Source organism: Bacillus cereus group sp. MYBK195-1, from assembly GCF_051916605.1.
Classification (GTDB): domain Bacteria; phylum Bacillota; class Bacilli; order Bacillales; family Bacillaceae_G; genus Bacillus_A; species Bacillus_A cereus.
In genome coordinates this window covers 1,694,845-1,719,765 of the sequence record NZ_JBQAGZ010000001.1, presented here as the reverse complement: position 1 = coordinate 1,719,765, position 24,921 = coordinate 1,694,845, and the positions used below count along the sequence as shown (strand labels likewise).

The window sequence follows — 24,921 nt, the reverse complement described above, 5'->3', positions numbered from 1 at the left end:
TAATGAAGTAACTGGGGCTCCTTATTTCCGCTCAATTTTAAATTATAATTTATTCACAACTAACTTCAATGTACTTCTGTTTTTCTCCTTTTTTATAACACGCCATTAATTATCACACACAATTCTTACCTCGACAAATAGTATATAACTCGAAATACGCTTTAGTTTAACCTCCTGTGAGCCTTTTCACAGGAGGTTTTATACATACATATATTATTTATAATGAATTAGTTCTCCCACTTTCCAAAAAAAGGATGATTGTATTGGAAATGAAAAAACTTCAAGGAATTTATGATGATGTTATTAGTTTAGGGGAAAATTGTTATACCGCTATTCATCTAAAAAAATATAGGCTGCGGAAATATTCAGGTCCTCTAGATTGGTTTGAATCACCGAATCTTTCTTCTATCAACACATTATTGAAAAATAATTTTATAGACTTTATGGATTTAAAAAACATGCACGCAATGCAGGAACAAAATATTGTGTTTAATGATGGTGTGATACAACCTGTTTTTTCTCATATTATAAAAGACACAAAATATAACGTAACATCTTATCATGATTTCCCTGTTGTTCCAAATGAAGATTGGTTCATCACATACCATGATTTTAAACAAAAATTAGATCGAAGAATTGATAACTTTTACGAAAAAATTCATCATTCACAATCCATTTTATTTGTTAGATGGGGCGGAAACTTGACTGAAGCACTAGAATTACAAACCGTTTTATCAAATATTGTTAAAAATAATTTTAAGATTCTTTTACTCTATCCAACAGGACTTGAAAATGAAATAAACGAATTAGAATGGGGGCTTGATCATGTTTTCCCTATTCAAGTTTCAAGTAATTATCAAAATAAAAGAACTTGGTATATCCTCTTAAAAGATATACACTTAAACTCAAAATAATAGTAGAAACTACGACTTTACAATCAATATTTTTTGTTTGCACTTTATATAAATTGATATGTCTCCATCTTAATTCTAGGAGTAAATTATTGCTTTTTTAATCCCCCCACTCATTCTTTTCTCAAATCCTCCAAAATGGATTTGAGAAATTAGGGAACTATAATGTCGTATGAACATATAGTAAGGGGGATAAAAAGTGGACAATGAGATGAATTACGGAAGTGATTACAAGTTTATTCCAGCAACTTCAATTGAAAGTGGTCATGGCATCGAAGTATTGCCTGATTTGTTTTGCTACACGATTCAAATCGTCAACATATGTTTTGTTGGGAATCCGCATACCGATGATTTTGTTTTAGTTGACGCTGGAATGCCTAAATGTGCAAATGAAATTATCTCTATCGCTGAGGATCGATTTGGTACCAATAGTCGCCCAAAAGCAATTATTTTAACTCACGGCCATTTTGATCATGTTGGAGGAATAATTGAACTCATTAAATATTGGGATGTTCCAGTCTATGCCCATCAAATGGAGATACCGTTTTTGACTGGACAACAAAGCTATCCTGAACCAGATCCAACAGTTGAAGGTGGTATGGTAGCGAAAATGTCTCCCCTGTTCCCTAATGAACCGATTGATTTAGGAAATAGCGTAAAAGCACTACCTACCGATGGAACTGTTCCCCATATGCCAGAGTTTAGATGGATTCATACATCAGGGCATACTCCTGGGCATATTTCATTATTCAGAGAGAAAGACCGAACTTTAATTGCTGGGGACGCTTTTGTTACAGTGAAACAGGAGTATCTGTATAAAGTAATAACTCAAGAACAGGAAATAAGCGGTCCGCCTCGTTATTTAACAACAGACTGGAAAGCAGCTAAAGAATCAGTCATTAAATTAGAAGAATTAAAGCCTCTAGTCGCTATTACTGGACATGGGATACCAATGTCAGGTGAATTGCTATCAACAAGCCTCAAAACACTGGTTCAAGAATTTGATAAAATTGCTGTACCTGATTACGGAAAATATATAGATAAAAAGATGCATTAAATGCGGAAATACTTTGTTTATTTTTATATTAATGAATCAAAACACCAACGAATATTAAGTTTAATATGAAAAAACACTGTACTTAGGCAACATCTCTATTATAAGAATGGAACTACCCTTTATGAATAAAGCTCGATATTCCGCAAATACTATCCATAGTATAAGCCTGCTTCTTACCCAGGTTGTACTTCTTACCATTAAAGGTTGATTAAAGTGGGTTACGCTATATAGCATAACCCGTTTTTAATGAAATCTTTTATTCCATATACGTTTAAACAATGGAGGAAAATAATGAAACATATTGTTGCTTTATTAATTAAATACACAGCGATAACTGCAGTATTACTTATCGTACTTGGTATCTTTCAAGGCATTTCCATTCCTAGAGTATTACTCATTTCTCTTTTCTTAACAGGAGCTGCCTATTTAATTGGCGATCTCTTCATTTTGCCTAAATACGGAAATATGATTGCTACAATGGCAGATTTTGGCTTAACCTTCTTCGGAATTTGGCTTTTAACATCCTTATTTACTAATTTAGATGCTACTCGTAATATTGGATTTTCTTCATTTATGGCCACATTAATTATTGGCGGAATAGAGGTTTTCTTCCACATTTATATGAAGAGGTTAGTACTGCATAACGACGATGAATTAAGAAATCACAATCATATTCGCCATGATAAATATGCTATGGAAATGTCAGATGAATATATGGATTCTTCCACAATAAATAAATCCAAGCTTGAGGATACATCTAAAAAATAAAAAAGTGGCCAACGCCACTTTTTTATTTTTGTTTATTAAGCTTGATCAGAATTTCTTACATGTAACGGAGGTGGTACTACCCACCCTTTTTTCTTACTTAAACGCAGCAAAGTTACACCTGCTTGCGCCTTTTTCATATGAAATTGTCCGAATAGCATGCCTACATCTTCTCGAAGACATTTTCCCATCACTTGACTACATGTCACAAGTCCAGCTGCTAATCCTGTAGCAACAGCTGCTGCTATTTCAACATCATTAATACGTGCCCCTGGGGGAATGTCTTCGATAGATGCAACTGGTCGTTCTGGAGGAGCAGGTGGTAAAGCTACGCCATTAACCTTTAAAAGAGTTTTTAACTCTTCTATCTCCGAATTCATATCATTTTCAATTAAGCCTTCTAAAAACTTCTTCAAATCTTCATCACCTGTATGATTCATAAACACTTGATGGCTTGCAATTGCACCTTGTGCAGCTAAAAGATAACTCCAAATATCAAATACTTCTCCGTAATGTAACGGTTCATTTTGAGGATTTCCACTTAAAATACCCATCTTTAAATTCCTCCCTTTCGAAAATATCATAATAAATATTGATTTCAATATTGAAACCAAATTTTTAAGTATGCTTTTTCCTGCAAAAGATTTTCTACTATGCATGGAAAACACCTTTCCAACACTGTGTGTTTATTGTTTAGGAAAGTAGTTTACAAATCAAATACTCAAAGATTATGAAAGAAGATTATCGATAATCTTTGAGTGAGAATTCATTTACTATAAGGGTTTGTTTTTATACATATACAAAAGAAATTGATTTACATACCTGCTATATTGTATGCCCATTTACTTAGCGGTTAGCTCTACCACCAAGTTGTTGTTCAGCCATTGCTACTAAACGTTTTGTAATTTCACCACCAACAGATCCGTTTGAACGAGCTGTTGTATCTGCACCAAGTTGTACACCAAACTCTTGTGCAATTTCATATTTCATTTGATCAAGAGCCTGTTCAGCGCCTCGAACTAATAATTCATTACGATTTCCACTATTATTGTTTGCCATATTATTTCACCTCCGATGTTTTTAATATGTTACAAATTATGAAATAATAATTATCCTTTTTATGGAAATTTTATTGTGAATAAATATTGAGTTTCTTCTTAAAATAGAGCAAAAGACATAAGAAAGAAGAGTTGCTATAACGTACTTTCATAACAACAATATGTGTAAATTTCTCTTTACTAAAGATTTCTGTTTTGCCAAGAGATACATATAAATTATGAAAAATGATTTCTAAGGAGATATGAGATGAAAGCTGTAACCTATCAAGGACCAAACCAAGTACAAGTTAAACAAGTTGATGATGCAAAGTTAGAGAAAAAAGATGATATTATTGTAAGGATTACTTCAACCGCTATTTGCGGTTCTGATTTACATTTATATCAAGGTAACATGCCCTTACCTCAAGGATACATTATCGGCCATGAACCAATGGGAATCGTTGAAGAAGTCGGGCCAGATGTCACTAAAGTGAAAAAAGGCGATCGTGTTGTCATCCCCTTCAACGTTTCTTGTGGACATTGTTTCTATTGCCAACATGAAATGGAAAGTCAATGTGATAACTCAAACCCTCATTACGATTCTGGTGGATACTTTGGTTATACGGAGAAATTTGGTAATCATCCAGGCGGACAAGCAGAATATTTAAAAGTTCCATTTGGAAATTTTACTCCATTTGTTATACCGGAATCATGCGAGCTTGAAGATGAATCCCTACTATTTTTATCAGATGTTTTACCTACAGCCTATTGGAGTGTAATAAATGCAGGCGTTAAGCCAGGTGATACTGTTATCGTCCTTGGTTGTGGACCTGTTGGATTAATGACACAAAAATTTGCTTGGATGCAAGGCGCTAAACGTGTAATTGCAGTGGATTACTTAGATTATCGGATGAATTATGCAAAAAAGATTAACAACGTTGAGGTATTTGAGTTTACAAAATTTCCAGATATGGGAGAACATTTAAAGGAAATTACACATGGCGGTGCCGATGTAGTCATTGATTGCGTGGGAATGGATGGAAAGAAATCGCCACTAGAATTTCTGGAACAAAAATTGAAATTACAAGGCGGAACTCTCGGCCCTATTCAAATTGCTACAAAAGCTGTAAGAAAATATGGAACGGTTCAAATGACTGGCGTTTATGGTGGCAATTATAATGCATTTCCACTCGGAGCATTTTGGGTTAGAAATATTAATCTTAAAATGGGACAAGCACCTGTCATTCATTTTATGCCAGAACTATTTGAAAAAATAACAAATAAAGAATTTGATCCAAAAGAGATTATTACACACAAAATCCCCCTTGAAGAAGCGAGCTACGGTTATCAAATTTTTAATAATCGTGAAGATGATTGTATAAAAGTCATTTTGAAACCTTGAAGATACAATTTGTTATTCTTTATAAAAAGGTAAGATTGCACTCCATAATCTTATCTTTTTTTATTACATGCTAAGTAGCTATTCCCTCACTTTCATCTCACATCGAAAAGAGTTATTTCAAAAGACTTTGCATTTTAAGGTAACGATTTATTGGTAAAAAAATGAATTTAAGTATTAAGTAACCAACTAGCGGACACGATAACAATGTTAACTAACTTAAAAAGAGGTGTCCTTCATGTTTTATTATAAAGAAGAAATAATTAATATGATTAAGCCGGATAAACCAGACCCAGCTGCCGCAAAAGTTTTACAAGAAATATTAGGCGGGCATTATGGTGAAATGCGTACAATGATGCAATATTTCTTCCAAAGCTCAAATTTTAGAGGCAAAGAGAAGCAATATCGCGATTTACTTCGAGGTGTTTTTTTAGAGGAAATAAGCCATGTAGAACTTGTACAACATACAATTAATCAACTATTAACTGGATCTGGTGAACCTACGCCAGGAAATGCTGGTATTGACAACGCACCACTTGATGAAGCGGTTAAACATGCAAATCCTCACCACTTTATTGTAGGTGCTCAAAGTTCATTGCCTGTTGATGCAGCTGGCAACCCATGGAATGGATCTTGGGTATATAGTCATGGGAATTTAATTAGCGATTTATTAGATAACGTAGTACTTGAATCTACAGGTGTACTTCAAAAAACTAGAATTTATGAAATGAGTTCCAATCAAACTTTTAGAGAAACACTTGCATTTTTAATTGTACGTGATAATGCACATCAAAATGCTTTCGCAAAAGCTTTAGAAACATTAGGCGTTGAATGGGGGAAACTCTTCCCTGTGCCGAACTATGATATTAATAAATACCCAGAGTGCAGAAAGTATGTAGACATGGGATTCCATAACGCACAATTTAATTTTAGTTTAGATCCAACAAGAATGGGGGAAATATTCCAAGGTGAATCTCCAAGTAGAAATAAAGGAACATTAACAGTAACTGACCCACCAAAAGGTTTTCCTGTACCAGAACTTCCTGAAATGCCAAATGAGCATAGTCCCGGATTAAAAGATATGGATCTTTAAGATCATTATGGCCAACTATTTATTCGTGGTTGGCCATAGCTCTTTATAAAGATTCATGTAAGCTTGTTGTTAATATGATAGGATGTTTTAAATAAATCCTCTTTATTTAAAAGTGATGTTAATTATAATTCTGCTCCTCTTAATGTCGTTTCTAATGAAGCATTAGAAGCTACTCATAACATCCCTACCTCTATTCACATATAGCATCCCTATATTGAAAAAAAGAGGAAGGGCTTGTCCCCCCTCTTCTTTTAATTTTTCTTTAAAAGAGTTGCTCCTGCAATCCCTGGGTGTGTCATTTCGAATGGATCTAGAATTAATTCTAAGTCTTCTTGTGACAGTACACCATTTTTCACACAAAGTTCTCGAACAGATTGCCCTGTCGCGATTGCTTCTTTCGCAACGCGAGCTGCTGCTTCATAACCGATATGAGGGTTCACGGCTGTAATAATTCCTACACTCTTCTCAACATACTCTTTTAAACGATCTTCATTCGCTTCAATTCCTTTTAAGCAATTATCTGTAAAAGCACGGAAACCGTTATTCATAATGCTAATCGATTGAAGTAAGTTGAAAACAAGTACTGGTTCCATAACGTTTAATTCTAATTGTCCTGCTTCTGAAGCAAGGCAAATTGTATGGTCATTACCAATTACTTGGAACGCAATTTGATTAATTACTTCTGGCATAACAGGGTTTACTTTCCCTGGCATAATAGATGAACCTGGTTGACGAGCTGGTAACATAATTTCCGCTAAACCAACACGTGGACCTGATGCCATTAAGCGAAGGTCATTCGCAATTTTAGACATATTCATCATACATACTTTAAGCGCTGCAGATACTTCAGTATAAGCATCCGTATTTTGCGTCGCATCTACTAAATCTTCTGCACCAACAAGCGGTAATTCACTAATTGCAGCTAAATGTTTTACAACTGCTTCAATATATTCTGGATCTGCATTTAAGCCTGTACCAACTGCAGTTGCCCCCATATTTACTTCATATAAATGTTGACGCGATTGTTGAATTCGTTTCATATCACGTTCAAGTACGCGAGAGTATGCTTTAAACTCTTGTCCAAGACGAATTGGCACCGCATCTTGTAAATGTGTACGACCCATTTTAATAACATGGTCAAACTGTTCTGCTTTTAATTCAAATACATCATGCATATAACCCATCGTTTGTAATAAGCCTTCTAGTGCATTTAACGTTGCGATATGAATCGCCGTTGGGAATGCATCATTTGTTGATTGGGCCATATTTACATGGCTATTTGGACTAATATAATGATAGTCTCCCTTTTCCATTCCTAATAATTCAAGAGCACGATTGGCAATGACTTCATTTGCGTTCATATTCATTGAAGTACCTGCTCCGCCTTGGATTGGATCTACGATGAAATGATCATGCCATTTTCCATCAAGAATTTCTTGAGCAGCTTCTGCGATCGCGCCGCCCTTGTTCAATTCCAATCTTCCTACATCTGTATTCGCAAGCGCTGCTGCTTTTTTTACAATTGCGAACGCTCTAATTAAACTTTCATGAATTTTATACCCTGTAATCGGGAAATTTTCAACAGCGCGTAAAGTCTGAATTCCGTAATATGCCTCAATAGGTAATTCCTTTCCTCCCAAAAAATCATTCTCCACTCGCACGTTCTTGTTTGTCATTGCCATTTTAATTTCTCCCCCATATTAAATGTAAAACCTAAATAAATCATATGAAGTCATTACCAATCCTTATCAGATTTTATTGTTAAATCGTAGGCTAAAGGCTCTTCAATAATTTTTTTAATCTCTTCTAATTTATTAGTTTTCCCAAGCGCCCACATCAATTTTGCTATGATTGCTTCCGTATTCATATCTCCAGACAATATTACTTGATGTTGTGCCACTTTCCGTCCTACTTCATAGAGAAGTATGTCTTCTCCTTCTTCCAGGCATTGAGTAGTAATCACTACAGCAATCCCCATTTCAGTCAACTCTTGAATTTTCGAAAGCAAGTTCCTTCCTTCAAAAGGTAATCCACCGTTACCAAAACTTTCAATAATAATCCCTTTATACAAATCTTTTAAACAATCAAATATCTCTGGTTGTGTACCTGGATACAATTTCATAAGAAAAACATCCGTACATAAATTAGTATTTATTGAAAGTTCATTATGGGAGGACGTTGGCTTCCAATGATATTTCACTTCATCTTCATTTACCTCAGCAACATATGGATAATTCACACTTTCAAATGCATCATAACTTTTTGTTCGCATTTTAACTGCTCTCGTCCCAATAATCACCCTACTATCAAAAACAATAAACACACCGCCAACATCCTCACAGGCAAATCTAAGAGCATCAGCTACATTTTTCTTTGCGTCTGTCTTTTTAAAACTAATAGGTACTTGTGAACCTGTTAAAACAACTGGTTTTCTTAAACCTTGAAGCATATAAGATAACGCGGAAGATGTATAAGCTAACGTATCCGTTCCATGTGTAATCACAAACCCGTCATAGTCATCATAGTGATTAAAAACAGCATTAGCTATTTCTTTCCAGTGCTCAGGTTGCATATTGGTACTATCAATATTCATTAAGATTTTGCAATCTATTTCTAAGTTTCGAGAAGACTTCGAAAAATAATTCAATAATTCCTCAGCGGACAATCCTGGAACAAGCCCCTCATTCCCCTCCACAGATGCAATTGTCCCACCAGTTGCAAGTAATAAAATTTTCTTCATACACAACCCCTCCATAAAATAAACAACGATATATCGTTCGCGTAATGCGTATTTATATTTATCATTATAGAACTTAATTTGAATTAATCAAGATTTTGTATTCAATACGCGTACTTTTTTTCTATTCTTGATTCTTTTTCTATGTTATAATTAATTTAATAAAATTAGATGGGGTATGAGACGAATGCTGGAACGTTTATCTAAATTAAGAAAAAATCAAAAATGGTCCTTACAAGAGACAGCAGATCGACTTGGGATTGCGAAAAGCACCTATGCTGGTTATGAAAATGGTTATAGATTACCTTCATTACAATCTTTATCTAAAATAGCCGATTTATTTGATACATCTGTAGATTATATATTAGGTCGAATTGAACATTCACATCAAAACAAAGATGTAATTGATATTACAAGACTCCTAAACGATTCAGATTCAACACTTTTAATAGATGGAGAAGCACTGTCAACAGAAGAGATAATAGATTTTATTGCTTTTGTGAGAAGTAAACGAGAACTAAGTTCCAAGAGAATAGAAAATATTGAACCAACATGTAAAAGTTAATTCAATAAAAAACGAAGACACTGCACTCTTTAAACTTAGAAATACTTAGACAATTAATTTGTAAACGGTTTATATAATGAATTCTTAGCAGCTGGCCTCATTTGGGGACTTATACTTGGAAACAATCCCATTGGTTATATGATTCAATTATTTTTCATCATTTGTGTAGTGGTAGTAGCTATTTTCGGAGGTTTCACATCCAATAAATCAATTATCATGAAACAAGGACTTCTCGCTATTTTAGCGTTGCTTGCCCTTTTATCTGTCATATAGAACTAAAGCTTTTCAATAAAGGAACTCACTTTTGAAGAATACGCCATTCTTTCTGTAGATTTATAAAAAAGAATGGCGTTTTTGTATGTCTATTTCTGTATCGAAAGAATTTGAAAGTATAACAGAATTCAAACAAGACTTAGCAAAGTATATAAAGTACTATAATCATGAAAGAATCAAGGAAAAATAAAAGGAAATGAATCCAGTATTATACTAGGCTCATTCCCTAGAGGCTACTTAATAAACCGACCTTTCTAACTTTCGGGGGCACAGTCTAGTTGAAGTGCTACAAGCAACGAATTTACTACTTTAAAAGTGTTTAACCTTGAAGTACTTAATTCTTTTTTCCAGACAAAGCATACATTATATCTTGATGCTTTATTGTCCTCTTATAATTATGTGGTATCGGGAATTTGTTTCGGTGTTCTTTTATTATAATTACTGTAAGTGATAAAGCTACAGGTATAAAAAATATTAACAAAGCATCTTAATGTTTATGAAATTCTTTGTTAATAGTTTCTCTTCTCCCTAATCTCCTGCGAGACTATATTTTTTATTAAAATTTCCCATATCTTATTTGATTTATTCTGTAACACCAGATTGGGTTACTTTTACATCAGCAGTTACACGAAAACGTAAATGTTTATAGGATTCTTCCCATTCTTGACTGTTCCATTTTCTTACGTGAGTTCTACCAAGCTTTCTAAGTCCTATAGGATCTGTGTCTTTTTTAATAAATCTCTTTATCAATGTAGTTGCTTTTTTTTCTATTTCTTTTCCCATAATTTTTTCTAATTTTTTTATTTCTTTAGGATTATCTAGATTTTTTGTTTTTGTAAATTCTTGAATTTCAGCTTTAACTTGAATATGAGCATTTACGAATGGATGCTTACTATTCCCCTCCATCTTATATTTTGTTCTAGCTTTTATATTCTCTATCGTGGCATAAGTGTTTGAAGAACCAGGTAGTTTGAATTGGTATGTACCTTGTTTAAAATTATCTGTCAACAATTTAAATACAAATAAATCTTTAGGGTTCACTTTATCAACCATTTTACATCTTTTAAAAAGTGCTATTCCATTTAACTCCAACACATTCCCTTTTTTAGATATCATCGGTAAATAGGAATCTCTCGCATCATCATCAAGTTGATTTAAAAACATAAAAAAGTTTGTTTTTGGTTGCGTCCCATTGTTCATATTTTGCTCCAGTAAAGAGGATAGATAAGAAGCAATTTCTTTTTCTTTAGAATAGTTCCCCTTTAATAGTGATTCCCCTTTTACATTTGTAATTGCTAAATAAATTGCATTTCCTACACTAGGATTTCGGTTCAAAGTCTCTAAAATTTCCTGCATTCCCTTTTCAATTATTTTTTCATTAAATATAATAACACGCAATTGACCCAACTCTAGAGGTCCAGAAGATTTTTCGGATGCTCTTGCAAGAACTTCTCTACCAGTCTGGCCTGATGCTGAATAGATTTTTGTTTCACCTTCCCCACCTCCTTTATAAGCTGAAATCGCAAAGGTTCCTTTTAGCTTACCTTCTGCTTCGGTATCATATGCCGCAACCTGAACTAAGTCAATGTCATCCACAATTTTCGTTTTAGCACAACCTATTAAGAAGACACTTAATATAAGGAAAAGTATCCATCGCTTCATGTTTATCTCCTTAACTTTATTTTGGCCGTTTGAATTAGCCATAGTACAGGTAGGTATACATATATATATACAAAGCCAATTTGACCTGTCCAAGTATTTAATAAGTTAATTTTATTACGGTTATTCAAGAAAAATGACAAAATAAAGATGAATAGGATGATAACTGGCAAAACATATTTTTGCTTTATTCCCAGTGCCTCTTTTATACCACGACTTACTCCCCATAATGTAAAGGAAACATTGGGTAATATAAAAAAAGCCCAAACAGAAACAATAATGTATTCAAACCGCTCTATAAAGGGAAATTGTATAATTTTAATCATGCTTAAATATGCCCATATCGCGTTCGCAAGTTGCTTTTCACTAAAAAATGCAAGAGTTAAAATCATAAGGTATGTGTAGACAATAGTCGTTACTAAATTTGCATAGTGCGCATATTTTTGAGACGTTCTTGCCTTTTTAATAAATGGATAGTACAACAATAACATTTCGAATCCAAAAAAACTAAACATATTTCCTTTCATTCCTTTCATAATTTCTAGGAATGAATGCTGTGCAATTGGAAATAAATTCCGGAAATCTGCATACTGCAAAGGATAAAAAAATGTGAAGATTAGAATGCTTGGGATAACGATTCCAAAGAAGCCGATTCCGGCAACTACACGAAATCCTCCAGTAACAATGTAATAACATAGACCCAAAAAAGCCCCCGCTATAACCCAAGATGAAATTGAAGGAAACATCCAAACATGTACTACTTCGATATAAGTATGTAGTGTTGTTGCACCTAACAATACAATATAGGATAAAAAAATGAAGTTGAGCAATCCACCAATCCATTTTCCAAGTACGTTTTGATTGATTGCAATGATGTCTCCATTACCCTGATTTAAAATCTGATATATGATCCAAATCATAACATTAACAGATATTCCAAAAAGTAGCGTGCTAATCCACGCATCATTTCCAACTAATTTTGCACTAATCCTTTCAAAACCAAGCATACCAACTCCCATCTGTATAGTAATAATTAAAAAAAATACCATATATGGAGAGACTTGATACTCAATTGGGATCTGTTTCATAATGCTCCTCCCTGTTAAATTCAATCATCGAAATCATTTCTTGATAGTATTTTATTTTTCTCTACCTCTTCTGGATTAAAGCGAAAACGCTGTTTAGACCTTGAAAAAATAGGACGTCGAAACATCGCTGAGATCGGCATACGTATAATACTGTCTTTCCAATCTGTAGGGCGTGTAGGATAAAAAGGAAACAAATAAGGACGTCTTAATGATTCTGTACGTAATAAGCGTGCTAAAAGCAAAGAGCTTGTTAAAACAATTCCTAATAAGCCCAATAGGTGTGCAGATATTATAAAAGGAAAACGAATTACTCGAATTGTATTACCAATACGATATATTGGTGCTGTAAATGAACTAAGAGCTGAAAGTGCAACAATGATAATAAGTACGTTACTTGTAAGACTTGCTTCTACCGATGCTTGTCCAATCACAATACCACCTACTATACCGACAGTTAAACCCACTTTAGTTGGTAAACGTGCCCCCGCTTCTCTCAGTAATTCAATTGTTATTTCTAAAAAAAGTGCTTCAATTAATGGAGGAAAAGGTACTTTACTTCTCGATATGATTAACGTTTCAAGAAGTTCTTTTGGGATAAGCTCGTAATGATATGTTAAGATCGAGACATATAATGGAGTCGTTAAGACAGAAAATATAAAAGCAAAAAGCCTTAATAGACGAAAAAAAGAGGCTATAATCCAAGGCATGGTGTAATCTTCTGTCGTAGAAAAAAAATCAATTAATGTTGTTGGAAGAGTGATGGCATAAGGCGAGCCATCTACAAAAAGTGCAATTTTCCCTTCTGCTAATACAGCTGCCACACGGTCCGGACGTTCTGTATTCAAAAATTGAGGGAATATAGAATTCGGGTTGTCTGCAATTAACTGCATCAAATAAGTACTATCTAAAACATGGTCTGTTTTTATTTGACTTACCCTTTTTATAATTTCTTGTAGATTTTGATCATTTACAATTCCCTCAATAAATACAATCGCAACAGTTGTGTTAGAGAGAGATCCTACTTTCAATTCTTTCATTTGTAAATACGGTGTTGGAAGCTTTCTACGTACTAAATTTAAATTCACATCTAAATCTTCGACAAATGCGATTTGCGGACCCACAATATTGTATTCAATTTCAGCTTTTGTAATATCCCTTTTTTCTTTCTTTGACACATTTACTAACAAACAATTTAATTTATCTGTATCGTACTGAATAAGTATATAGCCATTTAAAATACTATCCTGAATATCTTCAATTTGATTTGTTATTTTTGAATTCTCAAAAGGTAAGACAGAGTGAATATCTTGTAACGAATTGAAGCTCTTCTCTTTTATATAAGTCAAAACCTCTTCATGAAATATATTTACATCGATTAAGGTTCTAAAATATGAAATGACTATAGAGGAATTATTAGAAGCAATTTCCAACGTTATAAAATCTTTAGATTTTTTTAGTAATTGCATTAAATCCTGTAAAGATTTTATAGAGTTATCAGGTATTTTTCCATACGGTTTCAATTGATAATACCTTCCTTTCAGAAAGAAGTTACATATAGTTTTTAAGAAATTTCTATTTTAAAAATCAGGCATAGTGATATATAGATATATCCATCGAATTAGCAATAACCTCTTTGAAAATAACTTAACCAAAATTAGTTAAAAAATGTATTAAAAGTAAAAATAAGAATTTTTTTTAAACATAGTTACGATATTAAAAACATCCTTTCTTTTGGTTCTAAAGAAAGGATGTTTTTATAACATGCTTTTTGGAAGGTTTTAATTTAATCCTAATTATATTTTTTATAAATTCTAAAAGTACATTCTTTATTTTTGGTATAACATACAGAAATTATTTTTTGAACAGTAGACAGCTGCAGAAGCTAAGTTAAAGTGTCGATTAATTCCCTCCAAGCTTAATAAAATCCCTGTTATGATTTCTAAACTGACTTCGCAGTTAAGTAAGAGATTTGTTGATTAACCATACACACGAAGATAGAAAATGATGCCTATGATACTTGCATTTTCGTTTTATTCACCAGCTTCTATAATCAATTGATTAAGTGTATCGGGAGACGTATATGGATATAACTCTTCGACATATACAAACAATCTTGTTTTGGAAGTATTACATGATTTGTATGATATTGTAACAAGACTTGTATCGTTTCCTGCTTCTCCATGTCTTATTACGTTTGTCATTTCCTCTTGTAAACAACGATAGAAAGTTCTATTCAGTTTTTGTTTAATAGCATTACATTTTGTATGGTTTCTTAAAAAATTTCAATAAAAGAACATATTAATTTTGAAGTGTACAAATAGGGAGAGTGACTTCAACTGTAGTTCCCTTATTCACTTCACTCTCAATAAATACCTTTCCCTGATGTGTTTCAATGATTTTATAACAGATCATTAACCCTAAGCCAATCCCCTCTTCTTTAATACTATAAAAAGGTTCTCCGAGGTATGGTATACGTTCTTTTGGAATCCCACACCCTTGATCGATAAAACGAATACTTAATTGATTATTATCAAGTATATTTAATTGAATGAGAATTTCTCCTCCCATCGGCATAGATTCAATTGCATTTTTCAATATATTAACAAATACTTGCTTTAATTGATTTCCTTCACATGAAATCAATGGAATACCAGGGTTAAGATCGATTCTAATTTTTATATTATTCATCATTGCTTGAGGTTGTAGTAGCATTAAAACTTGATCCATTAGCACACTAATATCATTAGGTTTTATTTTTACCACCTGTGGTTTGGCTACCGCCATAAATTCAGTTGTAATACTCTCTATACGCTCAATCTCTGATGATACTATATTTATATAACCTTGATTATTTTCATTTTCCGTTGATTTTAGTAATTGCATGAACCCTTTCATTGCAGTTAATGGATTATTAATCTCATGAGCCATTACAGTCGCTAATTGTCCTACAACAGCAAGTTTTTCAGATTTTCGTAATAATTCTTCTGTTTTTAGCCGTTCAGTGATATCACGAGAAATACTTAGGAAAACTTTTTTCCCATTTAAGTTAAAAACACGAACACTAAACTCAGTTGTTATTACTTTTCCTGTTGGAAAAACATATTCATCTTGCAAAGTGAAGGAAGTTTGTCCCTTTTTAATTTTTTCTAATAGCCTTACGATCATTTGAGAATCTTGTGGTACTATATTTGAAAATGATAATGAGAGCAACTCTTCTCTACTATATCCAAATCTTCTACACCCAACAGGGTTTACCTCAATAAATCGACTTGGAGCATTATCTTCATTCAGCTCTACTACATATACCGCATCAGTTGCTTGTTCGATTAGTGCACGGTACTTCATTTCACTATCTCTTAATTGCTGGTGTAATCGATGTCGTTCTCTTTCTGCTTGTTTTCTTTCAGAGATGTCTCTACATATTGCTGATAAAGCTATCACATTTCCTCTTACATCTAGTATAGGAGAAACTGTCAGACTGACATCAAGAAGACTCCCATCGCTCCTTTGTCTAACAGTTTCTAATCTAGTAACCACAGATTCACCCGTTAGAATTTTCTGAATATTTTTAAGCGATTCTTCCATTAAAAAATCTGGTACACAAGGTAATCTCTTACCTATGATTTCTTGTGATGACCACCCAAATATCTTTTCATAAGCTTTATTCGCTTGTAAAATATGCCCTTCTCGATCAGAAATGGTAATAGCATCTAGATTGTGCTTTATAAATGATTCCAATAATTCTTTGGTAGCGCTTAATTCTGATTCTACCTTTTTCCTTTCGGTTATATCAACTGTAGAACCAACAACTTCAATAACTTGTCCATTTCGTTTAATCGGCCTAAGCGCAATAAGAATAATAGTTTTATCATTTGGCCAAGGTAATTCAAATATAATTTCTTTTCCTTCCCATGCCTGAAGATAGTACTTCATCAATTGTGGAACTAAATGTGGAGGAACAATAGAAGCATCAATAGTACGTAAGCTTTTTCCTACCACCTGTTCAGAATAAAATCCGTTTTGATAATAAAACTGTCCATCACATAAAGTGTGTATAAAGTGCTTACCTACTTTTTTAAATTTAAAAATTCCTCCTTGAAGCTCATGTACGGTATCTGCAAGTTCTTGCTTCGATTTTTTTAATTCTCGATTCATTTTAGATAAGTCCTGTGTTAAATAATACAATCTCTGGTAGGCTTCCATAAGAAATAGCCCAATTAAAAGTCCTAATGCTATATATAATAAGCCTCCTGTGTAAAGTAATGTAGTATTAAATAATACGCCAACTAACCACTTTATTCCAATAAAAACAGAAAAATATAACGATGCACTTTTAAAAGGATGTAGTTTTTTAAAATAAGTTTTAAAGGTAGAAAATAGAATCCCCATACCTAAATAAGCAATCACAGGAGGTTCCCAGTACCCTCCAGTGTAAAAGATACGCATTACAATTATGCTAATTAACGTAATCCAACCAGCAATACGACCAAAGTAAATAAAAGATAGAATAAGAGGAACAACTCGAAGATCGTAGGAAAATCCCATGTATGGAAAAGAAAAGAACATTAACGTAACTGCAATAATCCCTCCATAGAGCTTTTCGAAATGTCGACTAGAATTAATTGTAAACACTTGAATAAATATTGCTGCGCTAACTAATAAAGAAAAAATAGAAAGGTTGATGAAATAATCTTTAATAATCATGTAATGTCCCTCCTTGCATTAAGTGTATTCGACAAAAAAGCTAAAAATCCTACAAATTGTATAAACAGTTCAAATGCATAAATTTTAAACTAGGATAAAATCTAGAAAAATAAATAAGGGGCACAGCAGATGAGATATTTTAATGAAAAATAGTTCAAAAAAGATAATAGTAACCGTTGACTACTATTATCTTTTTTCTTTAAGTTATCGTAATATGTCTGAAACTCTAAGGGACATGGTATGTCATTTCATCAAACAATGATTATATACTGAGTCATGAATATAGAAATTTCAGCAGTCATTTTTGAAAAATAACATAAAAAACAAAACTATCTATGAAAATGGAAAAAAACTATATAAATGTCAACTAATCTATGTACAAAAACGTTCACTTAATTTTGCATAAAATCACTCCACTTAGGAAGCTAAGTAGTTCTTCAAGGTCGATAAGAACACCTGTAGATGCTTCAGGATAACTACATAATTGTATGAGTAATGTACTTGAAACCTTTCGGTAAAACCATACACATAATACAACTAACTCCTTGGATTCAATATTTACTTTTTCGCTGAACAAATTCTTTTTCTTGAGCAAAATATTCTAGGATATAAGGAGATTTTTCAATTAACTTGGTGTCTAGTTTATTCTCCAGCTCCAATTACTTCGTTACTTTCAGATTCAGTTCATTATATTTTGTACTTTGTCTTTATACACAACATATTCTTTACCATCCACTACTGCTACTACCGCAAATTCATCATTTGGATTGAATGAAAGCCAATCAGCCCACATGTTAGTATTAGCCCCTCCACTCCACATATTATGAACAGTGTTTTTAGTTAAATTCATAACTTTATAAGACGCATTTGGCGCATTTGTTCCAGTCTTTATTTCAAAAGTGTATGCGTTATGAATTTTTTTATAAAAGTAGAAAACGTTTGATGGACGAAGCTGATTCAAAAAATCCTGTTCTTTTTTCTCTGCAATTTTTATCCCTTCTTGCAAAGTGACAACATCTGTTTTTAATGTTTTCCAACTGTTTTTCGCTGCATTCAAGCTAGGGGTTAAGAATTTATATTTATTTTGATCAGCTTTTTGATCAGCTTTATCAATATGTCCCAGTACACCCGAATATTGAGAATCTAAATCCTCCCATTGCGTAGACATATAAGTAAGAGCAGTGATAGCACTATCAAGCATACTATGCATATCACTAATATTATGAAATGCAACTCCAACTACACGATTCAATGTTATTTTATAATCTACAGTCTGACGCAATTTTGCTAATTCAGGTTCTAGCCAACCTAACTTACCTCTTGCATCACCTATCATTATGCCACCAGCAATCAAGGTTGGAATAAAGGGGATTTTCACCATGTCTAACCCCTTAGATTCTATGTCTTTCTGATATTTTACTTGTCCTAAAAGGTCCTCTAGACGCTTTTGGTCAGCCTCCACATCAGCACCTTGGTTTTTTAAAATCGATTGCAATGTCTCTTTATGACTTCCAAATGTTCTAACATCTTCTCCAATAGCATTTTTTAATTGAATTAATTCTTCTATTAATGCTTTTGCAGACTTTTGATTTTGTTGAATTCCTCCCTGTAAATCTGTAATCCCTTTTTTTAAAGTATCTCCATTTCCAGTATTGATCGCCTCTACTAATGTTTCATAATAATTTTCAAATTTTGTATCGTATTCTATAATGCCTGTCAATGTATCAAAAAGCTGTTTTTTTACTTGTGTATTCCATGTAACAGCATGTGCTCTTGCATTCTTTTGATCTTGTACAATTTTACTAGGTAAATCTGCATTTCCATTAATAGTTATTCCTTCAAAACTCACATCTGGATTATTAATTAGCAAATAAGAATATTCATTCATAGCTTTTGCAAATAAACCAGCATCTTGCAAAGCTTTTTTCATCTGTTCTTCATTTGCTGAAAGAGACATATTTTCAGTGTTCGTTTGTTCAATTTCAATTGCAAAAGTTTCTAGTGGTATGACTGCATAAGTAGTTGTTATAGTTAAAAACGCTGATACAGCGAGTAGTTTATTAGGGATTTTTTTCATCATTTCGTTTTCCTCCTATATAAGGTATGGTTTCAAGTTCTAATCTTATTAAAAAGCGATGTCTTTCAAAATGAGTTCTACATCTTTTATCAGTATCGTTTGAACTTTCTTTAGCAGCCTTCAAATCATTAAGTATTAAAGAAAATGTATATAATCTGCTTCAAATTAACCGATTCTGTTGCAAATTTTAAAAAAGCAATTAAACTACAAGGTTATTTTTTATTCGAATCATACTTATATATAATTGAAAGGCGAAGTCTTTAATGAGACTCCGCCTTTCTGTTATATAAGGATTTATTAATTATTACTTTTCTGTTTAACAGTGTAATCATAGACTTTCTATGTTTTAGTTCACTTTACAACAGAATTAATATTTCCCTATTTTTGTGTAGTAACAGTTTCCACTTTTAATTCCTTTATTCCTTCTTTTAATGTAACAGCATCTGTTCGTAATGTTTTCCAACTGTCTTTCGCTGCATTTAAATTAGGTTTTAAGAATTTAAATTTATTTTGATCGGCTTTTTGAGCTGCATTCTCAATATGCCCTAGAACGCCCGAATATTGAGAATCTAAATCATGCCACTGCGTGGACATATAAGTAAGAGCGTTAATAGCATCATCAAGCGCCTTGTGCATTTCATTAATATTACTGTAAGCAACTCCAACTACACGATTTAAGGTTACTTTATAATCCACGGTCTGACGTAATTCTGCTAATAAAGGCTCTAACTTACCTAAATTATCCCTTGCTACTCCCACTATGATACCGCCAATTATTGGTAGACCCAAAATAGCGCCCTTCATTACATTAAACCCATCAGATTCTAATTGTTTATAATAGTTTACTGATCCTAATACTTCTTCTAGACGCTTTTGATCGGCATCAACATCTGCACCTTGATTTTTTAAAATTGACTGCAAGAGCTCTTTATTACTTCCAAATGCTCTAACATCGTGTCCAATAGAGTCTCTTAATTTAGTTAATTCTTCTATTAGTTGTTGTGCATACTTTTGATTTTGTTGAATTTCACCTCGTAAATCTGTAATCCCTTCTTTTAAAGTTTCTCCATCTCCTGTATTAATCGCCTCTATCATTGTTTCATAATAATTATCAAATGTTGTATCGTATTCAACAATACCATTCAATGTATCTAAAAGCTGTTTTTTTACTTTCGTATCCCAAGTAACGGCATGTGCCCTTGCATTCTTTTGATCTTGTACGATTCTACCAGGTAAATCTACATACCCATTAATGGTAATTCCCTCAAAATTCACATCAGGATTCTTAATTAACATATAAGAATAGGCATTCATAGATTTTGCAAATAATCCAGCCTTTTGCAAGGTCTCTTTCATTCTCACTTCATTTGCAGAAAGTGCTGTATCTTCATTGTTCGTTTGTTCAATTTCACTTGCAAAAGTTGTTACTGGTGAAACTACATTAGCAGTTGTAATAGTTAATAACGTCGATACAGCGAGTAATTTGTAAGGGATTTTTTTTATCATTTCATTTTCCTCCAATTTAGGTTTTAAATTTCAGTTCTACTCCTGTTTAAAAGCAATATCTTTTGAAATGAATTCTGCATCTTTATGAATATCATTCCAACTTTCTTTAGCGGCTTTTAAATCATCTGGTATTAAAGAGAATTTGTGGTCTTGCATAGAATCGATATTATCCAATAAATCTGTATAATTTGCACCCATTGTATTCCATTGCTTTTGAATATTTGTTAGAGACAATATCGCTTGATCTACAGTCTGATATAAATATGCCAATGTTTCTTTCGCGTTAGTAAGCGAAAGAACTGCTTGATTAGCACGATCTGCTTTCATACTTAATTCTCCGATTTTGTTAGAAATTTCATTATAGGAGTCCATATGCTTAGATGCTGTGACACCAGCCGCTGTTCCTAGACCGATACCAGCTGCACCAAGAGCCGAGAGTCCACCAACAACAGCCGGTGTTGCTGTACCGCCAGTTACAACAATAACTACCGCTCCTCCAATAGCTGCAATAACTAAAATAGCTGCTCCCAATCCACCACCAATTGACCATGCTAATACATCATCAAAATGTTTTTTCTGAGTAGAACGAAGTTGCTCAATTTCAGCTTGAAGTTGTGGAATCGTTGCCTGTTGACCTGCTAATATTGCAGTTAATCCACCTTTCCCATCTGGACCACCAACATTATTTTTAAAATCTGTAGAATTTTGATATAGTTTCCCTTTGAAGTCTTGTAGCATCTTAATCACATCTGTAACTTCTTTTGAATTTGTATTGATTGTAGTAATTAAATCATTTATACCCTCTTTTAGACCTGCCTTATCTTTCTTTTGTACAGTTTCTACTAATGTGTCGTAATAATTTTGAAATTGTTCATCGTAATTTACAATATTACGAGCAGTTTTTTGAATCTGTGGCTTCGCTGTATCTAACCAGTAATTCGCATTGATTCGTGACAGCTCTTGATTAAGGTGAATATTTTTGAGCAACTCTCCCCCCTCTGACCCTAAATCGATATTAGATAAATTTACATTTGGTTGCTTAATCATTGTTTTTGCATATAAATCCATTACTAGAATATGAGACCCTGTTTCAGCCAATGCTTTCTTCAGTCCTTCGGGGCCTAATGCATAATTGCCTACTTTTTGTTCTTGAGCGGTCGTTTCTTGTGCAAATGCATGAATAGTGTTACCGGTAGTAGCAGTTATAACAGTTGCTAATGTAGCTAAAGTTAGTACTTTGAATGGAAATTTTTTCATGACTATTCTCCTTCTTTCGCTAAATGCTTATAATCTTTATGAATTCCCAAAAAACGCAATATTAAAATTTATATACTTGTTCTTCAAGGTAACTTATTACATTTTTTAATTGTCTTAATGTATCTTTTTGAGACTGCTCGTTAGTTGTATCAACATTAGTAGATAATTTTGTAATGCTATTTTTTATTAGATTTAAATCTTCTTTATAGCGCTTTAGTAGATCAAGTTCTACATCTACTTGATTTGCAAACGTATGCAAATCATTTTGTGTAAGAAGAAGCATTGATTTTTGTAAATCAGCTATTGATAATTTCGTTGTTAAATCATATATTTTTTGATTTTGTTTCTCTAAATCATCTAAATATGCTCGCTGTTCTGCTGTTAATTTATTTACTTCAGCAAAAACGCCAAATGTTTTCTTAATCTTTTCGGTATCAATGGCTTTCATCAGGTCATACTCTTGTGTTTTTGCTGCGGCTGCGGCTGCTATTTCACCTTGTTTGCTTTTCTCAATTGCTTCACGAGCTGCTTTTTTTGCTGATTCAATCTCTAGAGCAGTTTTACCTTGTTCTGTCGCTTCTTGCGCCGCTTTTTTCTCCGCTTCTAGAATAGAGTTGTTAATTTCTTTTCCTTTGTTATACGCTGCCACCCCTGCTTGAGCAGCCGGTTCAATAATTTCTTTTGAAAGACTATAAACTTCTTTGAATATAGCAAATCCCTGCTCATTTAAAGCTCCTGGTATTAATGCAATTTGTTGTAAATCATTTTGAATTGCTTTTTTGGTATTTAATATTTCATTTTTTAACTGATCTATTTTTCCTGTTCCATCTGTACTTAGTATGCCTTGCGCAGTTGCCACATCAGTATCAAAATCTTTTAATTTTTTATCAAGCTGTAATTTAAGATCTGTTAATTCATTGATTTGTCGTTGCGCATTTTCTTGATTCGTCATAGCCATTTCTTGAAGTACTTCAAGTCTATCCGAAAACCCTTCTCTATCTTCTTTATTGTCTACAAACAATTTTAATGTCGGGTAATAACTATTAAATTTTGTTACAAATCCTTTACTTTTTGAATTTAATAGAATTAACTGTGGATAGAGTTCCGATGACCATTCCTTCATATCTTGTTTGATTAGGAATTGATTGGTATTTAAAGCTGGGACTTCCTCTAGCTGTACATTAGGACTCATTAAAGATTGATCAATATACGTTTGGACTAATTTAGAATGTGCACCTAATTTTCGTAATGATGAAGAAATATCCATGTTTTCTTGTTGAGTTTCTGCTTGAACGATTGGTGTTGCAAGAGTATTGATAGGAATAGTTGCTCCAGTTACAATGGATGTTATTAAAAATCCTGTCATTATTTTAGTTTTCATTCCGTACACTCCTTTACCATTGTTTTTATAACTTAATTCATATAACTTGTACGACCGCTCTCTTTGTAAACTGGATAAGAAGGAGAAATCTTTCAGATACGTTAATATCGTTGTTTTTTACTTCTAATAGGATGTAAGGATTTTATTTATCTCTCATTTCGATACTCTATTTTTTTAAATATAAATAACAAAAATTTATTAACTATATTTGAATCAGGCACCTTATGAGTAGTAAATTATTAATTCTTTCCTAAAGTTGCGGTTTAACTTACAGAATCGTGAGGATCAATAAACCAATGCTTACAGTTAATCTTGTCATAACATTGTTTAATTTCAATTTGTTAATATCCCTCTTAGTTTTGTCAGCAAACTCCTTACTAGACAACAAAAGGTGAAATTATACTGTACATTGCTTATACTTTTATTGCGGAATAACTTCACTTTTGTTATGCAGAAACTTAGAACACGTTTATTACCAATTTGATTCTTGACCTCTCGTAAACAAAAAGACTATTCAGAAAAACATTTCCAACATAATGTTACTTACAACTTCACTATAATTCCTATTAGCGTAACCTTCTCCTTTCTGTCTGGTCATACCAGTTATGTTGTTCATTAAAACATTAAATTTTTAATGCGTAAATAGAAAAATTTTGTCGATTAAGCTCGATAATTCACTGTTAAATAAAAATATGTCCCGAAAAAAATTATATAAATATAGTTATTCGTAAATTTCATTTCTGTAATTGGAATGATTACAAATTAATGTGTATACGGTTAAAAATAACTATTTTAGCTCAACCAAGAAATTTTATTTTAGAAAAAATACTTATAGAATAATATAATAGGTCTTTTTATACTTTTTTACCTTTATTTACTTATGTATAATTGCATAAAATGTAGATATATTTAGTAATATATGTTATATTGTTGATTTTTCACAAAAAAATCCTAATATCATTATTAATAAATATCTAATATGAAGATATTAGTCTATAAACTTATCTTCGTTATAAACATAGGTTTTAAATTACAAAAAAGCTGCAAAGCTTCCTTGGAACACTTTGCAGCCTTCTGTATTTTTATTCCCTTTTGCAAAATAACGGTTAGTGTATTTTTTCAAATTAACAATATGGTACAAAGATTTCCATTGAGCTTTTGCTCACATATGTGTTTATAAAGTCTTCAAGAGCTATTTGTTTGAGCTGACATCAGACTAGTTTATCTGATTCAGAACTATACCGATAAAGTGCAACTTTAATCAGTGGGGGTTTTGTTCATCCCCACTGATTATTAGCCCACACCAATCGGGCTTTTACGGGCAGCCCGCCCCCCACCTAACTTCTTTGCTTTCGCTGAATTTTTAGATGGAGATCTTACTGCCCGGCAAATAGCGGGATAAATTCAGCACA

General features: G+C 32.8%; 18 protein-coding genes and 4 pseudogenes. 8 read left to right on the top strand and 14 right to left on the bottom strand.

The window, feature by feature from the left end:
• Nucleotides 1-254: 254 nt before the first annotated feature.
• From ACTFRY_RS08915 to ACTFRY_RS08905, 3 genes are all read left to right on the top strand, one after another.
• Complete coding sequence (locus ACTFRY_RS08915) at nucleotides 255-914, top strand: DUF1796 family putative cysteine peptidase (RefSeq protein WP_002000036.1); 660 nt, start codon at nucleotides 255-257, stop codon at nucleotides 912-914.
• Nucleotides 915-1,110: 196 nt separating this feature from the next.
• Nucleotides 1,111-1,968, top strand: coding sequence for an MBL fold metallo-hydrolase (locus ACTFRY_RS08910; RefSeq protein WP_000368278.1), 858 nt, complete (start codon nucleotides 1,111-1,113; stop codon nucleotides 1,966-1,968).
• Between the two features lie 291 nt (nucleotides 1,969-2,259).
• Nucleotides 2,260-2,736 (top strand): YndM family protein, encoded by a 477-nt coding sequence (locus ACTFRY_RS08905; RefSeq protein WP_016118201.1) that lies wholly within the window; start codon nucleotides 2,260-2,262, stop codon nucleotides 2,734-2,736.
• 35 nt (nucleotides 2,737-2,771) lie between these two features.
• Here ACTFRY_RS08905 and ACTFRY_RS08900 read toward each other — a convergent pair whose 3' ends face one another.
• Both ACTFRY_RS08900 and sasP read right to left on the bottom strand, forming a co-directional pair.
• Nucleotides 2,772-3,287, bottom strand: coding sequence for a DUF3231 family protein (locus ACTFRY_RS08900; protein ID WP_000512125.1), 516 nt, complete (start codon nucleotides 3,285-3,287; stop codon nucleotides 2,772-2,774).
• Between the two features lie 292 nt (nucleotides 3,288-3,579).
• Nucleotides 3,580-3,792: a small acid-soluble spore protein, SasP family gene (sasP, locus tag ACTFRY_RS08895; protein WP_000002833.1), complete on the bottom strand. Its 213-nt coding sequence runs from the start codon at nucleotides 3,790-3,792 to the stop codon at nucleotides 3,580-3,582.
• Nucleotides 3,793-4,038: 246 nt separating this feature from the next.
• Here sasP and ACTFRY_RS08890 point away from each other — a divergent pair, with 246 nt between their 5' ends.
• Entirely contained in the window at nucleotides 4,039-5,172 is a 1,134-nt protein-coding gene (locus ACTFRY_RS08890; protein ID WP_000649092.1) for a zinc-dependent alcohol dehydrogenase, read from the top strand.
• A 235-nt stretch (nucleotides 5,173-5,407) separates the two neighbouring features.
• Nucleotides 5,408-6,262, top strand: a complete 855-nt coding sequence (locus ACTFRY_RS08885; RefSeq protein ID WP_033693035.1) for a manganese catalase family protein — start codon at nucleotides 5,408-5,410, stop codon at nucleotides 6,260-6,262.
• A gap of 251 nt (nucleotides 6,263-6,513) precedes the next feature.
• Here the strand turns inward: ACTFRY_RS08885 and aspA are convergent, their stop codons facing one another.
• Nucleotides 6,514-7,944: an aspartate ammonia-lyase gene (aspA, locus tag ACTFRY_RS08880; RefSeq protein ID WP_001251924.1), complete on the bottom strand. Its 1,431-nt coding sequence runs from the start codon at nucleotides 7,942-7,944 to the stop codon at nucleotides 6,514-6,516.
• Between the two features lie 53 nt (nucleotides 7,945-7,997).
• Complete coding sequence (ansA, locus tag ACTFRY_RS08875; protein WP_098616798.1) at nucleotides 7,998-9,002, bottom strand: asparaginase; 1,005 nt, start codon at nucleotides 9,000-9,002, stop codon at nucleotides 7,998-8,000.
• Between the two features lie 184 nt (nucleotides 9,003-9,186).
• On the opposite strand from ansA, the gene ansR reads away from it, so the two are divergent.
• The 3 genes and pseudogenes from ansR to ACTFRY_RS08860 all read left to right on the top strand — a co-directional run.
• A complete protein-coding gene (ansR, locus tag ACTFRY_RS08870; RefSeq protein ID WP_000893572.1) occupies nucleotides 9,187-9,564 on the top strand; it encodes an HTH-type transcriptional regulator AnsR in 378 nt (125 codons plus the stop codon).
• Nucleotides 9,565-9,630: 66 nt separating this feature from the next.
• Nucleotides 9,631-9,837 (top strand): annotated as a pseudogene (locus ACTFRY_RS08865) (DUF1304 domain-containing protein); the annotation flags it as partial.
• A 103-nt stretch (nucleotides 9,838-9,940) separates the two neighbouring features.
• Nucleotides 9,941-10,027, top strand: a pseudogene (locus ACTFRY_RS08860) (IS3 family transposase); the annotation flags it as partial.
• A 64-nt stretch (nucleotides 10,028-10,091) separates the two neighbouring features.
• Here ACTFRY_RS08860 and ACTFRY_RS08855 read toward each other — a convergent pair.
• The 10 genes and pseudogenes from ACTFRY_RS08855 to hblC all read right to left on the bottom strand — a co-directional run.
• Nucleotides 10,092-10,282: pseudogene (locus ACTFRY_RS08855) on the bottom strand (hypothetical protein); the annotation flags it as partial.
• Nucleotides 10,283-10,419: 137 nt separating this feature from the next.
• Nucleotides 10,420-11,499: a Ger(x)C family spore germination protein gene (locus tag ACTFRY_RS08850; RefSeq protein WP_000832864.1), complete on the bottom strand. Its 1,080-nt coding sequence runs from the start codon at nucleotides 11,497-11,499 to the stop codon at nucleotides 10,420-10,422.
• Nucleotides 11,500-11,501: 2 nt separating this feature from the next.
• The gene (locus ACTFRY_RS08845) at nucleotides 11,502-12,584 is read right to left on the bottom strand and encodes a GerAB/ArcD/ProY family transporter (protein WP_000809707.1); all 1,083 of its coding nucleotides are present in this window, start codon (nucleotides 12,582-12,584) and stop codon (nucleotides 11,502-11,504) included.
• Nucleotides 12,585-12,604: 20 nt separating this feature from the next.
• A complete protein-coding gene (locus ACTFRY_RS08840; protein ID WP_372474159.1) occupies nucleotides 12,605-14,050 on the bottom strand; it encodes a spore germination protein in 1,446 nt (481 codons plus the stop codon).
• Nucleotides 14,051-14,416: 366 nt separating this feature from the next.
• Nucleotides 14,417-14,731 (bottom strand): annotated as a pseudogene (locus ACTFRY_RS08835) (hypothetical protein); the annotation flags it as partial.
• A gap of 151 nt (nucleotides 14,732-14,882) precedes the next feature.
• Nucleotides 14,883-17,288 carry a PAS domain S-box protein gene (locus tag ACTFRY_RS08830; protein ID WP_000584278.1) on the bottom strand — a complete coding sequence of 802 codons (2,406 nt, stop codon included), beginning with the start codon at nucleotides 17,286-17,288 and terminating at the stop codon, nucleotides 14,883-14,885.
• Between the two features lie 679 nt (nucleotides 17,289-17,967).
• Nucleotides 17,968-19,368 (bottom strand): hemolysin BL regulatory component HblB, encoded by a 1,401-nt coding sequence (gene hblB / locus ACTFRY_RS08825; protein ID WP_000976163.1) that lies wholly within the window; start codon nucleotides 19,366-19,368, stop codon nucleotides 17,968-17,970.
• Nucleotides 19,369-19,743: 375 nt separating this feature from the next.
• Entirely contained in the window at nucleotides 19,744-20,871 is a 1,128-nt protein-coding gene (gene hblA / locus ACTFRY_RS08820) for a hemolysin BL binding component B (RefSeq protein WP_098616799.1), read from the bottom strand.
• A gap of 36 nt (nucleotides 20,872-20,907) precedes the next feature.
• A complete protein-coding gene (hblD, locus tag ACTFRY_RS08815; protein ID WP_000714435.1) occupies nucleotides 20,908-22,128 on the bottom strand; it encodes a hemolytic enterotoxin HBL lytic component L1 in 1,221 nt (406 codons plus the stop codon).
• A 61-nt stretch (nucleotides 22,129-22,189) separates the two neighbouring features.
• The gene (gene hblC / locus ACTFRY_RS08810; protein ID WP_000850224.1) at nucleotides 22,190-23,509 is read right to left on the bottom strand and encodes a hemolytic enterotoxin HBL lytic component L2; all 1,320 of its coding nucleotides are present in this window, start codon (nucleotides 23,507-23,509) and stop codon (nucleotides 22,190-22,192) included.
• Nucleotides 23,510-24,921 lie beyond the last annotated feature (1,412 nt).